This window comes from Yoonia sp. JB2-21 (genome assembly GCF_055693545.1).
This window is the reverse complement of sequence record NZ_JBVFUC010000003.1, coordinates 1-13627: the sequence shown is the minus strand read 5'-3', so window position 1 is coordinate 13627 and position 13627 is coordinate 1. Positions and strand designations below refer to the sequence as shown.

The following is a 13627-nucleotide window of genomic DNA, read 5'->3' as shown; positions in this document are numbered from 1 at the left end:
CGTTACTGCACAATCCTGTGGCCTACGCTGGGTGTCGCGATGCCATTGGTGATCAACCCGTCAGCCCCGCCAATGCGCTGGCGAAGTTCATCGGTGACAGAACGCGACTCTTGGCCATTGCGGATGACACGTGGTGTGATCAGGATCAGCAGCTCGGTCTTAGCCGCAGTATCAGACCGGTTTCGGAAAAGGGCGCCAACAATCGGAATGTCGCCTGCACCGGGAACTTGGGAATTGGTGCGATTGTTGCTTTCTTGGATCAATCCGCCAAGCGCGATGGTCTGACCATCACCCACGATCACAGAGGTTTCGATCTTACGTTGCGCAATTGTTGGGCTGTCGATGCCCGAGGTTGTTGTGTTGGACACGCTGCTGACCTCCTGCTCGATCTCCAAGATGACTTGACCGCCGCTGGACACACGCGGTTTCACACTCAGAATAATTCCTGTGTCGCGGAAGGAAATTGTATTCACCACTGGCGCATCTACGGCCGTGGTATCGCGCACTTGTTGCGTGGCAATTGGCACCTGATCGCCGATTTGCAGCGTGGCCTCTTGGTTGTCGAGCACCAGCAAGCTGGGCGAGGAAACCACATTCACGTCAGTGATTGAGTTCAGGGCGTTGATCGCAGCACCCGGTGCCGCGCCATTGAACACAAGCGCAAGGCCGGGGAAATTTGCGGCCACAGCGCCATTTGTTGCGTCACTGAAAGTGCCACTCAGATCGCCGTTCTCAAAGAACCAACGCAGGCCAAATTCAAGTTCGTCGTTCAGCGACACTTCAGCGATCGTTGCTTCAAGCAAGACTTGCACAGGCGTACTGTCGAGCGAGATGATCAGCCGCGCCAGGCTTTCTTGCTCGGTGTCGTTACCCCAAACGATAATCGCGTTCTTTGTGTCATCTGCCACGATCCGGGCTGTCCCTTGAACGGCGGGGCCTTCTTCGGATGACACCTCTTGCAGCATTTCGGTCAACACGGGTGCCAGTTCTGTCGCACTGCGGTTCTGTAAATTGTAGACGACTGGGCGACGTGTTGCGCCGCCAGCTGTGCGGTCCAGATCCCTGATCCAGCGTTCTGCGTCATCAAGATAGGTCTGCCGGGATGTCACGACCAACACAGCGCTCAGCCGTGTGGAGGGGACGAAGGTAACCACGTTCTGCAAGCTACCACCTTCGCGGGTCTCAAAAATCACGTTGAGCTCTTCCACAACCGCTTCTGGCTCTGCAGCCCGCAAACGGAACAGGCCAACGGATTTGCCTTCCAGCACATCGACGTCAAACAGGTTCACTGCTTCAATTGCGGCGTTAATCTCATCCCGGGTACCCGCGATCAGCAGGATGTTACGTTGGGGGATAGCCTGCAGACGCACGGAACTGCCGATGATCGGTTCAAGAAGCCGGACCATTTCAGCGGTGCCGATGAATTCCAACGGAACCGCAACCACACGTGCACCAAGCAACTGCACATCACCGGCACGTCCGACCCTCTGTGTTGCGCCGCTTGCAGGAACAATGCTGATCAAACTCTCATTCACCTGCATTACAGCGCCATTGAGTTCCAGAATAGTCTGAAACGTCTCAAGCAAGGCGCGTTCAGACAGCGGGCGCGTGGTTTGCAAAGTGACGGTGCCATTCACGTCAGGCTGGACAGTGTAGTTCCGGCCTAAAGCCTCGCCCAAAACAGCACGGGCGGCTTGTTCTATTGGCACATTGATGAGGTTTAGTGTGAAATCACCCTCTGTCGAAGTCTCGACAAGGTTAGCGTTTGTATCACGCCCATCTGACAAGAATTCGTCGGTGCCCAGCACACGCCGCTCGGGGGCAGGGCCGTTCAACAGGCTTTGAAAGCGTTCAATTGCACTGCCACCAGTGCCCGCCGCGTTCTGCTGATTTGCCAAAAGCCGGGTCCGTTCCCCGTCAGGTGTCGGGGTGCAGCCCACACCAATCGCAAAAAGGATCAACATCACAGCGCGCATTGTGAAACCGGGGAAAATGTTTCTCATTCAAAAAGCTCCAGACGAAAGCTATTCTCGCCAGCGGTGAGTGTGATCCACTCAGATTCAATTTCAGTCACAACCCAACCTTCAATTGTATCATCTACCCTGAGCCATTCGCCTTGGCCATCGGCCCATGCAACAAAAGCTGATCTGTTGCTGCCACCACCCAGCACGCCAGATAGTATTAGATTGTCGGGGATCACGACGGCGATTTCTGGTTGCACCTCCGGTGCAGGTTCGACCAGAGTCTCTACTGCGGGCGTGGCGCTGAAGGGTCTGCGCGTTGGTTCAAAGATCGGGCGTTGCGTAATCGCCTGATAATACACATCCGGTCGCGCAGAGGGCAAAGCAGGTCTGCGCGGTTGTTCGGCAGGTGCGTCTGTCGTGGTGAGGACCGCGCCAATGTCAGTGTCTGACCTGACAGCGGGCTCACTGGTGAAAACCAAATACCCTAGACCGCCGGCGCAGCCCGCCAGAAGCAGCGTTCCGACAAAAGGAAGGATTGCTGCACCGTTCATCCGTCTGTGCCTGCGTTCAGCGTGACTGGTGCTGCTACATCGATCTGCACGAAAAGATCGGGCTGCGCGCCTCTGTCATTGGGACGGGCAAGACGTCGCAAGTTCGTGCGTGTAATAACCAATGCAGGTTGACCAAACTCCAGCTGGCGCAGGAATGAAACCAGCTGATCAAGCCGTGCTTCAAACTCCAGCCGAAAGCTGATCGCATTCGCAATGCCGGTATCAGCGGCATTTGTAGGTGCGATGGACCGCATCAAGATGCCAGCGCTGCGCCCCATATCATTGACTGCCGATTGCACCTTTGCGGTTGCTTCGGCCATTTGCGCGGCCTCCCATGTCAACCCGGCAAGATCGTCGCTCACAAAGGACTGCTTTTCGACGCGCAGTCGGGCAATGCTTGCGGTAAGTTGTGCCGTTTCCGTTTGTGCTTTGATCAGGCCCGACAAAGCAGTGGCACGCCAGTTGGACAACGGCTGAAATACCGCCAAATACATGAGCACAGCAACAAGGCCGAGTGCTGCAACAGCGATCAGTTGTCGTAAGCTGCGCTGCTGTATCATTGGCCAGCACCCTTGGACGTAAAGACCATGCTAAAGCGCTCTTTGCCATCGGCGGTCCGCGAAACTGGCCCCGCCAAGGCAGGAACATAGCCAAAATTGCCTTGCGTCAATTGCAGCACCAACTCTGCCGCAGACCCTGATGTCTCTCCATTCAGCGTAATCCGATCTGCTGTGAACAGAAGGTCAGTGATCCAAACGCTGTCCGGCAACGCAACCGTCAATTGCCGCAACGCATCAACCGCGCGGTCACGTCGCATCACGGTATTCACAAAAGCGGTGCGTTCATTGTCGATCTGATCAAGCGCTTCGATTTCTGCGCGCAGTGTCAAGGCCTCCTGGCGGAGTGCGTCAATAGCTGCAGTTTGCCGTGCCGTCTCAGCCCGAGCTTCCCAAGCAGGTTGCAGCCAAAGCGTTAGGGCAGCAACAACCGCTGCCGCCACCAAAGCAAAGTTCAGCTTACGCCAAAGCCCCGCCTTTGGGGCAATATCAGCGGTGAAATCAACCAGCGTGACGGGGCCATCGGTGTCACTGACCATAAATCGCCGGACGGCATACCCATGTGACGCTAGCATCTCGCGGAATTGTGCGATGTCTGTCCGTTTTGCAACCCATTGGGTGAGCCTTTCAGACTTGGCGTGCGCGCCAGGGCTCAGCGTCCAATGAATCTGGTCTTTTGCAAAAGGGGTCCGGCGCATCAAATCAAGATCAGCAATCGCATAATGCTTGGCCTTAGGCGTTGGCGGAATAGGGATCGTGCGTCCCAGCAAGCGGTCCTTCGGCAAAACAACATCAGCCAGTTGCGTGCGTTTGGCTGTCCCTTTGGTGGTGAGCGCAGATATAGGCGCGCGCAATGTCTTGCGGTCTCCGCTGTCATCAAAGTGCAGGGTGCGGGCAGGCGGATCGGCTAAGAACAGACTGCGCACCCATTGTGGGGTCACATCCCAAAGCCCTTTCCCTATCAGATCACCAAAGCGCGCTATGATGTTGGATGCCATTTTCTGCCCTAGAGCGCGTTTCACGCATACGTTTTTCTCTCGCTTAGTACACTACTTATAGTATGCATGCTGTCGAGTGAATTCAGGTGTTTCATAATCGCCCATGGCAGACGATCTTCGACCTTTTGACGATGACGCGTACCTTGCTTATTTAAGTGAGCAAGCGCTTCTTCCTGCGCAAACATTGCGGCGGGTCGCCACAGCCGCGCGCGAGACAGGCACAAGTGTAGAGCGCGCTATTTTAGAGCTTGGACTGCTCGACGAAGAAACGGTCTATCGGGCCTTGGCCGCGTACCTTGATCGGCCGTACCTGACCCTAGAGATGATCAATCTTGAACTTTTGCGCAGCGGGCTCTTGCGACCAGATTTCATGAAACGGTCTTTGGCTGTCCTCGCGCAAGAAGATGCGGGCGTCTATGCAATCGCCTGCACGGACCCGGACGCGCGTGATTTGTTGGCTGGCATTTCCTACATGCTCGACGTCACCGTTACCGCTGCAATGGCATCGCCAACCACAATCAAAGCGGCCTTGGATTTAGCGCTGAATGATGACCGCGCAGAGGCCGAATCGGCCACCAGCAGCGATGTTGAACGACTGCAAGCACTGGCCAATGACGGGCCAGTCATCACTTTAGTGAATGACATTATCGGCAAGGCGGTTGGGTTAGGTGCCTCAGACGTCCATGTCGAAACCCAAGAACATGGTGCGCGGGTCCGCTACCGGGTTGATGGTGCGCTCCAACGAGACCGTGTCATTCCCGATGAGCTGCGTCATGCGGTCGCCTCGCGCCTCAAAATCATGGCGAACCTCAATATCTCAGAGAAACGCAGGCCGCAGGATGGCCGGGCAGATATCGTGGTGCGCGGGCGTAGTATCGACATACGCATGTCCACCATGCCCACCCAGTATGGCGAAAGTATCGTGCTGCGCCTGTTGGATCGCAACCGCATGCAGCTTGACTGGGATGCGTTAAAATTTCCAGTTGATAGAGTTGCTGAGATCGAAAAGCTGATGGCCAGCCCCAATGGTATATTCCTTGTGGCAGGTCCTACCGGCAGTGGGAAAACGACAACCTTGTACACAGCATTGCGGGGGATAAACTCTGAAGACCGCAAGATCGTGACTGTAGAAGACCCCATTGAATATGCACTTGAGGGTGTCAATCAGGTCCAAGTAGACCATGCCATCGATATGTCATTTGCAAAGGCTTTGCGCGCAATCCTGCGTCAGGATCCTAATGTCGTGATGGTCGGCGAAATACGGGACGAAGAAACCGCCGAGATTGCGGTGCGCGCAGCCTTAGTCGGGCGTCTGGTCTTGTCGACAATCCACACAAATGATGCGCTCAGCGCCGTGGATCGGTTGCTCGACCTTGGCGTAGCACCTTATCTTGTGGGGGCCACACTGCGGGGTGTTTTGTCACAACGATTGGTGCGGACAAATTGCGATACATGTCATGGGGCTGGCTGCGCAGATTGCGGCGAGACCGGGTTGCGCGGGCGCATGGCGATCTCTGAAATGTTGACAATGACGCCAGATATTTCAGCAGCAATCGGCAGAGGTGAGCGCGGTTTGGAGTTGCTTGCAGGCATTGAACAATCCGGTTTTGTTAGTATTGCTGACCAAGCTGATACACTTGTTGATAGAAAAATCGTCGACCCTGATGAGATTCATCGGACATTGGGTATCTGACAGAATTAATGATGTTCGTTTGGTCAATAGTCTCAGTAATTACCATAACCCTGATTATACGTCATAATTACTTACCTAGGTGGATTCACAAACGAAGTGCAAATTCTGTATCAAAACAGAATGTTGCATGGAGGATATTGAATGGGAACCCACTACTCTCACCTGAGCTTAGAAGAACGACGTAAGATCGCAAAGTGGCGTGAAGCCAAAATGTCCATGTCTGAGATTGCGGATCGTCTGAGCCGCGATGTCTCAACGATCTACCGAGACGTTCGACGCAACCACTATGATGACCGGGAACTGCCACAGCTCAACGGTTACTACGCTTTGAACGCTCAGGACATGTATGAGCGCCGTCGTGCAGTTCATCGTAAAATGATCGTCCATCCAGAACTGAAGGCAGCCATTGAGGATCGGCTCAAGGCCGGCTGGTCGCCAGAACAGATCGCGGGGCGGATGCGTCTTGAACGCCACCCGATCCGCGTTAGCCACGAGACGATCTATCGGTTCGCCTATTCCAAAGACGGTCGCGATGAGCAGTTCTATCGCCACCTGCCTGAACATCGCCGTCGCCGCAGGCCACGAGGTTACCGCAGGCACAACCGAACGCATATCTTCGATGTGCAAAGCCTTTCACACAGGCCCAAGAGCATCGCAGCGCGCGCTGAGTTCGGCCACTGGGAGTGCGATTTAATGATGTTCCGCAAAGAGCATGGAAAGGTGAACGTGACCTCTCTGGTCGAGCGCGTCAGCCGATACGCGGTCGTGATGCGCAATGAAGATCGTCAGTCCAAACCGATCATGGAAGCCCTGATCCAAGGCTTGGCTCCCCTGCCCGCCGATGCGCGTCAATCAATCACGTTCGACAGAGGCACCGAGTTTTCGGCCTGGAAGCACCTCAAAGCTGGGATCGGTGCAGATGCTTGGTTCTGTGACCCGCAAGCGCCCTACCAAAAAGGCACTGTCGAGAACACGAACAACAGGTTGCGGAAGTATCTCCCCAGATCAACCGAACCGACGGCGCTGACAAATCGATATTTGAGGTCGATTTGCCATCGCCTCAATTCAACGCCGCGCAAGTGTTTGAATTACCGGACACCGGCGGAAGTCTTCGCGACCAAGCTGATGGAAATTCAGAACCGACTGGAATAGAACAACATATCAGTCTTCGCACTTCGCCTCGAGTTCACACACAAAATCAGTCATCGAAACCCCCAGCCCATCGCAAATTCTCTTAAGCGTCGCCAAGCTGGGCTGATGCTTTCTACTCTCTAACAGCGATACGTAGCGAATACTCTTACCCGCGCGATGAGCCAATTCTTCTTGAGACAGTCCGGCGGAGGTACGTAGCCGCCGCAGCGTCTGACTGAACGCGTCCAAGAGCTCTTCATCAACTTCTTTTTTCATGAGCAGAGTGAGCAACTAACGAGTGCTTGCCACCATGAAGTATTTTATGAATAATGAAGTATTCTATGAATTCCGTCAGAGGGCTCCTATGCACACGATCACATTCTTCACAACCAAGGGCGGCGCTGGCCGGACGATCTCGACGATGGCGCTCGCTACTGGATTTCTCGCCTTGGGTAAGCGTGTGATGGTGATGGATTGCACCGATCAGGCTACGACGGATCCAAAAGCTGAAATTTCTTCGACCTTGCAAAAGTGGCGCAAGGCGATGTCTGCCTGCCACGTGTACAAGGACCGGTTAGAGCTGATCCAATGCTGGGCCCGTGACCATGTGGAAGATGCGCTGGCATCCGCAAAGGCCCGCGGCTTTGATATCGCCCTGATCGACACGCGTGTCCTGCCACTTGAGGCACAACTCGAAGCACTGGGTCGGGCTGATCTTATCCTGGCACCTGCCATCGGCGTCTTTGAGGCAAAACATGCTGTCGCCGGCATCGACAAGTATCTTGGTGACCCCGATGATGTCACAGGACTGATACCCGGCTGCCGAAATGGCACAGAGGAAGCAGCGGAAACGCGCGACGTGTTCGGCAGTATTCCGGTGTTGCAAACTGAACTGCCCTGGTGCGAGGCAATCAGCGATCAGATTATTCATGGTGACATTGGGCACTTTGTATCCACGCTGGCCTGTAAAAGCGATCAACCGGGTTATGGCCGGTTTCGCGAGGCGCAAGCCGCTTGGGCGGGAGTGATTGAGCTGACTGTCGAAGTGCAATGGGTTCTGCAAGGACTGCGCCTGGGAAGGGCTGATCCTGTCGCAACGTTTTCATTTCCAAAGAAGGTAACAGCGGCATGAAGCGCTCAGCGGCGAGGATGTCGAAGCATCGGACATGGATCTGTAAGAATGGATAGCCAGCTCAAACCGAACCCACTATGACGTGCACATGATCATATCGCGCAAACATATCACCCAACACTAGCGCCCCCACCTATGGCGGGCGACTTTGCGCTGTTCGCCGAGGATGATCACCCATCTCCGCATCCGCCATGAGCCGTCCGCACCACCAAGCGACGACGGAGAAGACCCATGACCAACTGGTACACCGCAGACACCCATTTCGGGCACGACAATGTCATCAAGTTCTGCAATCGCCCCTTCCGGTCCGCGAACCATATGGACGCGGTGCTGATGCAGAACCTGTGGGCGATGGTTGGTCCCAAGGATGCGCTTTGGATCGTCGGGGATTTTGCACATGGGCCGAAATCTAAAGACAGTGACTGGCTGACAAAGCTGTTCGCCAAACTGCCCGGCGCCGAAAAACATCTGATCGTGGGCAACCATGATCTGGAGCCGACGTTGGCCCTGCCCTGGGACAGTGTCTCGCATCTGGCAGAGGTCAGGGATGGTCCGAACAAGCAGGCACACACGTTATGCCACTATCCGATGATCACATGGAACCATGCCAGACGACAGGCACTCCAAATGTTTGGTCACGTGCACAACAACTGGCGCGGCACCCGCAACAGTATGAACGTCGGCGTTGATGTGTGGGACTACATGCCCGTCCGGTTTGAGGATGTCGCCCGGCGTGCCAAGTCACTGCCACCAAATGCGCATTGGAGTGACGTCGAACATGGTGCCGAGCTGACCTGACATCCATGCAAGAAATCTGGCGATGATAGCTCGCTGATGCGCACGGCTTCTAGTCAGTCATAGCACGCTGGCAGTCATCCAGCATCCGGGGCAGCAATTGCAAAACCCAACCTGACATCGCCCGCCACAAGGCAGGGGAAGGATCGGTTTTGCAGCCGCCCTCAGCGGCTTGGCAAAGTAGGGAACGTAGTGCCCTGCTGCGCAGATCGACTAGATCGGAGGGGGCGTACGATCGGAGTGCAAAGGTCCTATCAGGGCCGCGCAGGCATCGCCGAAGAGGGTGGGTTTCAAAAGGGAGGGTAGCTATGCTACCTTCCCTTTGCCTATGATATAGCATCGCTATGTCTAGTAGGTTAGATTACAAAGTAATCGATTCGAGGAGCTAACAAATGTTCGACCCTTCTGCCAGCAACCCCCGCGCTGCATCGATCCGCATTCAAAGCGACCAAGCAGCTCGCGCTGCAGGACAACGCAAGCACGATCTGCGGCACGCCCCCCTGCCCGGCTATGTCAACCAAGACAGGATGCATCTTAACTCTGTCATCATTGAGCCAGAGACCGGTGCGGCATTGCGGAAATTATGTGAGCTGCGGCGCGCCAAGCGCAAGACGCAGCGCGCGATGAAGAGCAACGCCAGCGTCGCAATGTCAGGCATCATCATCTTCGGCCGAGACGTGCAAGCAGACTTCGAAGCCCTGAACATAGAACGACAAGACATGGCATATCGCGCCGTTGCGGATGCGATCGCAGAACGGCTCAACACAACCCTGACCGGTCTTGTTGCGCATCGTGACGAAACAGCGCCCCATGCCCACTTCCAGCTTCCCGCCTACGACCTCGACGGCAATGCACTCAGCATGACAACCAAACGCGCCGTCACCTCCGAACTGCAAACGATCACGGCCAAAGTGATGAAGCGGTTCGTGGCGCGTGTCGAACGCGGGCACAGCAAGTACGAACGTCTGAAAGCTGGCGCTGATTATGCCGATACGGTACACCGCTCGGTTGCTGAACTGCACAACGACCTAGCTCCTGAGATTGCAGCTGCAAAGGAGACGCTAGCGGATCTACAGATACAAACTGAGAAGCAAGCTGAGCGCGTCGCCAAGCTAGAGGCATTGGAAGAACTCACCGCGAAAAAGGAAAAACTGCTAAAGACCTACAAACTTCGGTTAAAAGCAAAGAAGGCAGCACTAGCGGAAACGCAGGATGAAATCGAACGTCTGCAAGACTTGGCTGCCGAAGAAGAAGACTTCATCAAAAATGCGCAACAACTGGCTGACGACCAGTGGGATCGCGCCAGTGAAGCTTTGGACATACAGTCCGACGCTGAGGCACGCACAGAGGCGATTAAAGAAAAAGAGGCAAGACTGAACAGCTTGGAACAGGCGATGCAACGACGCCTTCGCGACATGCGTGATGTTGATGCAGAACGAGAACAGCTGAAAACTGATCAGTCAAACTTTGAGCAGGAGAAACGCAAGGCGCACATAGATTGGGAGGCGACGACGACCATGGTTGAACGCGCGGTTCATAATCTTCAGGTGGCGATCAGTCGCGTCCTCGCTGGGACGTTTGACAATGACATATCCAGCAGCGACATGGCTAACCAACAACATAAATACCAAGTCCTCAAAGATGCGGCACCAAACAATCGCCCAACGCTTGGATTCCGCGCACGATATTGGGCTTTGAATAACTCTGATGGGTCTGGGCCGTTGGCGTTGCCTGAGAAAATCCGAAATGCAATTGTTACCGCATTCGATAAAGTCTCGGAATGGGCCAAAGAGGTGGCACAGGCACGCAAACGGTTGAATACGCTGATGGAAGACGCCGCAACGAGAAAAACTGATCTGAACGAAAGAGAGCAATTCGTAAAAGCATCAGAACTATCCCTCGAAAAGCGTGAAGACCGACTCGAGTTCCACGCGAAAGAACCGCTCTCAACACGTGAAAAATTCTATGAACGCGGATTTGCGGCACTAACTGATGTCCTACGCAACCGTTACGGACACAAGCCCGCCGTGTTTGACACTATCGCAGATGAGTACGCAGCAGAGATGAAACGTCGCCGGTCCAAGCTCCCCGCACCAAAGACCCTACCACCAGGCCCCAGCAATGGTATGTAGCGATGAACAAATAGCCAGCCACTCACTAATTGAGCTAAGAAGTCGTCACAATCTTCATGCCCATTCTCAAAAGCGGACACCGCTACCAATCATTTCAGGTGCCAGAGGAATGGAGTTGTCATTCAGCCGCTTTCGCAGTGTGTCACGGTCTACCGGAGTAGCATCGTAGGGATTTGCTAGTTCACGCTCAACCGTTTGGGCTAGCTCCATCAACTCGCGCGACAGCTTGATAAGCCCGTCCCATTTATCGTGTTCATCCAAGATGCGCCGAGTACCATCAGGCGTCATTAATGAAGCAGCCTTTGTGTAGTCGCGCGACAGTTCGTCAAACCAAAGCTCTACACTCGAGAGTATCATCAAGTCCCGGGCAACCAGGTGTGTGATATAATCGTTGGGACAGTGATAAAGCAGACTACCAATATCATAGCTGCTGAGGGCGATATCGGCATCATTCTTGATGTTCTTGGCCAGCCTAATGCCCGTCCGCTGAACGAATGCCACGCCAGTGCCATCCAAAGCGATCAAATAGATAGAATATTGCACCAAAAACCGCCGCGCCGGTTATGGGCCAAAGAACGATTTCTGGCAGGGCCACGTATCCTGCATCTCGCGCCATCGTCAGCAGTAGCCCTGCGCCAACGGTCAAGGCACCAGCGATCACACCGGCTGCAAAAGCGATGTACATCCCTATCTTGGAACGACTGTGACCAGCTAGGGGTAGATTCCGGGAGAGTGCAGAATAGTACGTTAAGGCGGGTCAGGTTCGGTTTTTCCACCTGTATTCGCCTGTGAGCAGGATATGCGCCCACGGCATCATCACACACATGGCTTCATTTATTCGGTCGTAACAGCGTTCACGAACGCTCGACAACACGGTACTCTGGTCACCAAGTTGATCAATAAAACTGACCCGCCGAACGGTGAAGAACAGGCCTAAATGTTGACAAATGGCGTTAATTGGTCTAGAGCAGATAGCACGTAAGGGCATGTGCCATGTGTTTGCTGTAATCAATAGCATGGCATCCGACGTCAGCTTTAGCAGCAAAGCTGTTTTCCACGAGGTCTCACGACCACTCCGAACCCTAAGTGCTAAGGAAGCGCCTCTAGTGGACTAATTATGAAAAGGGTTGGCATTCGCCAACCCTTTTTGTTTGCAATCGAGGGGGTCGAGTGGAGAGTGGAGCCCACGTAGGATGGAGCGGAACTGTCGGAAACCTTTAACAGTGAGACTGCGCCGACCTTGAAAACAATCACTTAGCATTTTCTATTGATGAGACTGGCGTAAGGGCCATAGCCGAACTTCGCTGCGGGCCGAACAAACTGGAAAAAAGCGGACAAAGCCGTCATGCGATTTTCTCACTTTGCTTACGCAGCATCCTTTCGCGCGTGCGGCACGTTTATTGCTACGGCGCAATGTATGTCGCCAAACCAGTCGTTTGCAGGTCGAAATGCTCTTTGCCCACCTCAAACGATACATCGGTGTGCGGATGATGCGGCTTCGAAGAGACGACCACACATGCACATGCAGGCCAGTTGGGCCTATTCACCGCCACCGCCGCCATCTGAACCATCCCCACCAAGACCTCCAGTATGCCAAGCGCCGCCTTGTTCGTCAGGATGCTTTTCAGACGATTTCTCTTTGCCGTCCAAGCCAACCCAGAGCCACACATTTGATGTATCGTCCCGTCGTAAGCTTGCCCGGCGCTTCTTCTTCATATGATGATCAAGCCAAAACGCCCAAATAACAATGGCTATGGCCGCAATAACTAGGAATGTTTCAATACCCATGTTGTTGCTCTTGATCAAAGACCTTCATGGCCCACGTCTGTCTGCCATTGCTAAAACGCGCCACTTCCAAGCCGCTGATACGCGCGGCATCGCTCAGTGCGACTTCATCGGAAGACCGAACCATTTCGATCGCCTGTTCCAAGTTCTCAATGTTTTCGGCGGTTGCCAAAGTCGCGAAACCGACGAAGGCAGTAACCAAAAAGGATTTGCTGAGACTTCGCGTCATATCTATTCCTTCATCATTGCAAAGCGTAACGTGATACTAGTCTTTAGTGTGGCAGGCTGAGCAAGAATTCACCCGACGACTACCTCCGGCACACCCCGTCGGCATAGAAGCCGAGCGGACTTTTGAATAAGTTATCAATCACGATACCATCTGATATCTCTGGAATACGGCAAGGGCCGGGTGTAAAAGTCGTGGTGATTTCTTCCGCGCCACCGACATCCCCAAATTGCCTTATTACAATTTCCTCAGGCATGTAGGTTACTGTCCCAGAGAACTCTGGGCTGAACAAAGGTTTTTTAACAAAGGATACGGGCCTGCCATCTTCGTCGTAAGTCACGCTGTAGCCACCCGTGTCCCCTGCTGTCGTAACGGCGATGCCGACTAAGCGACCTGCGTCGTCATAGCTGACAGTATGGGCCTCAGTTCTATTGGCATTCCCCGGACCTGAAAACTCTAAGGCCATACCAGCGACGCGACCGTCCTCATCATAGGAGAATGACTTGAACGTGCTATGGCCAAGCGATGCCGTGACCCGCACATTGAGCAACCTCGCATTCGCAACATCATAGGAAAAAGTGCTTTCCTCGGTCATACTGCCCATCGGTGACGTTAATACTTCTACAGCCGTCGATACCTGATTGTTGGCATTGTACGTAAATG

14 protein-coding genes are annotated in these 13627 nt (G+C 54.2%); 5 read left to right on the top strand and 9 right to left on the bottom strand.

All coding sequences use genetic code 11. The features are described from left to right. Positions 1–2 precede the first annotated feature (2 nt). The 4 genes from gspD to ACZ1G5_RS18615 are packed head-to-tail and all read right to left on the bottom strand — an operon-like array spanning position 3 to position 4070. Positions 3–2003, bottom strand: a complete 2001-nt coding sequence (gene gspD, locus ACZ1G5_RS18630) for a type II secretion system secretin GspD (RefSeq protein WP_472734396.1) — start codon at positions 2001–2003, stop codon at positions 3–5. Then, a complete protein-coding gene (locus ACZ1G5_RS18625; protein WP_472734395.1) occupies positions 2000–2515 on the bottom strand; it encodes a hypothetical protein in 516 nt (171 codons plus the stop codon). Before ACZ1G5_RS18625 ends, gspD begins: the two co-directional genes overlap by 4 nt. Next, on the bottom strand, positions 2512–3075 hold the full coding sequence (gene gspM, locus ACZ1G5_RS18620; RefSeq protein WP_472734394.1) for a type II secretion system protein GspM: 564 nt from the start codon (positions 3073–3075) through the stop codon (positions 2512–2514). Before gspM ends, ACZ1G5_RS18625 begins: the two co-directional genes overlap by 4 nt. Further along, complete coding sequence (locus tag ACZ1G5_RS18615; protein ID WP_472734393.1) at positions 3072–4070, bottom strand: PilN domain-containing protein; 999 nt, start codon at positions 4068–4070, stop codon at positions 3072–3074. Before ACZ1G5_RS18615 ends, gspM begins: the two co-directional genes overlap by 4 nt. Positions 4071–4173: 103 nt before the next feature. On the opposite strand from ACZ1G5_RS18615, the gene ACZ1G5_RS18610 reads away from it, so the two are divergent. Continuing rightward, positions 4174–5763 carry a GspE/PulE family protein gene (locus ACZ1G5_RS18610; RefSeq protein ID WP_472734392.1) on the top strand — a complete coding sequence of 530 codons (1590 nt, stop codon included), beginning with the start codon at positions 4174–4176 and terminating at the stop codon, positions 5761–5763. Positions 5764–5904: 141 nt separating this feature from the next. Then, positions 5905–6915, top strand: a complete 1011-nt coding sequence (locus ACZ1G5_RS18605) for an IS30 family transposase (protein WP_472732923.1) — start codon at positions 5905–5907, stop codon at positions 6913–6915. 9 nt (positions 6916–6924) lie between these two features. Here ACZ1G5_RS18605 and ACZ1G5_RS18600 read toward each other — a convergent pair whose 3' ends face one another. Continuing rightward, positions 6925–7170, bottom strand: coding sequence for a helix-turn-helix domain-containing protein (locus tag ACZ1G5_RS18600; RefSeq protein WP_472734391.1), 246 nt, complete (start codon positions 7168–7170; stop codon positions 6925–6927). A 46-nt stretch (positions 7171–7216) separates the two neighbouring features. Here ACZ1G5_RS18600 and ACZ1G5_RS18595 point away from each other — a divergent pair, with 46 nt between their 5' ends. The 3 genes from ACZ1G5_RS18595 to ACZ1G5_RS18585 all read left to right on the top strand — a co-directional run bounded on the left by ACZ1G5_RS18595 (position 7217) and on the right by ACZ1G5_RS18585 (position 10953). Then, the gene (locus ACZ1G5_RS18595) at positions 7217–8026 is read left to right on the top strand and encodes an AAA family ATPase (RefSeq protein WP_472734390.1); all 810 of its coding nucleotides are present in this window, start codon (positions 7217–7219) and stop codon (positions 8024–8026) included. A 231-nt stretch (positions 8027–8257) separates the two neighbouring features. After that, a complete protein-coding gene (locus ACZ1G5_RS18590) occupies positions 8258–8824 on the top strand; it encodes a metallophosphoesterase (RefSeq protein ID WP_472734389.1) in 567 nt (188 codons plus the stop codon). 389 nt (positions 8825–9213) lie between these two features. Then, positions 9214–10953, top strand: a complete 1740-nt coding sequence (locus tag ACZ1G5_RS18585) for a plasmid recombination protein (protein ID WP_472734388.1) — start codon at positions 9214–9216, stop codon at positions 10951–10953. 66 nt (positions 10954–11019) lie between these two features. Here ACZ1G5_RS18585 and ACZ1G5_RS18580 read toward each other — a convergent pair whose 3' ends face one another. The 4 genes from ACZ1G5_RS18580 to ACZ1G5_RS18565 all read right to left on the bottom strand — a co-directional run. Next, positions 11020–11496 carry a nucleotidyltransferase-like protein gene (locus tag ACZ1G5_RS18580; RefSeq protein WP_472734387.1) on the bottom strand — a complete coding sequence of 159 codons (477 nt, stop codon included), beginning with the start codon at positions 11494–11496 and terminating at the stop codon, positions 11020–11022. Positions 11497–12492: 996 nt separating this feature from the next. Continuing rightward, on the bottom strand, positions 12493–12759 hold the full coding sequence (locus tag ACZ1G5_RS18575) for a hypothetical protein (RefSeq protein ID WP_472734386.1): 267 nt from the start codon (positions 12757–12759) through the stop codon (positions 12493–12495). Then, on the bottom strand, positions 12731–12967 hold the full coding sequence (locus ACZ1G5_RS18570; protein WP_472734385.1) for a hypothetical protein: 237 nt from the start codon (positions 12965–12967) through the stop codon (positions 12731–12733). The genes ACZ1G5_RS18575 and ACZ1G5_RS18570 overlap by 29 nt, the downstream gene beginning before the upstream one ends. 79 nt (positions 12968–13046) lie before the next feature. Beyond that, positions 13047–13627: hypothetical protein (locus tag ACZ1G5_RS18565; RefSeq protein WP_472734384.1), on the bottom strand; the 581-nt coding region annotated here is incomplete at its 5' end.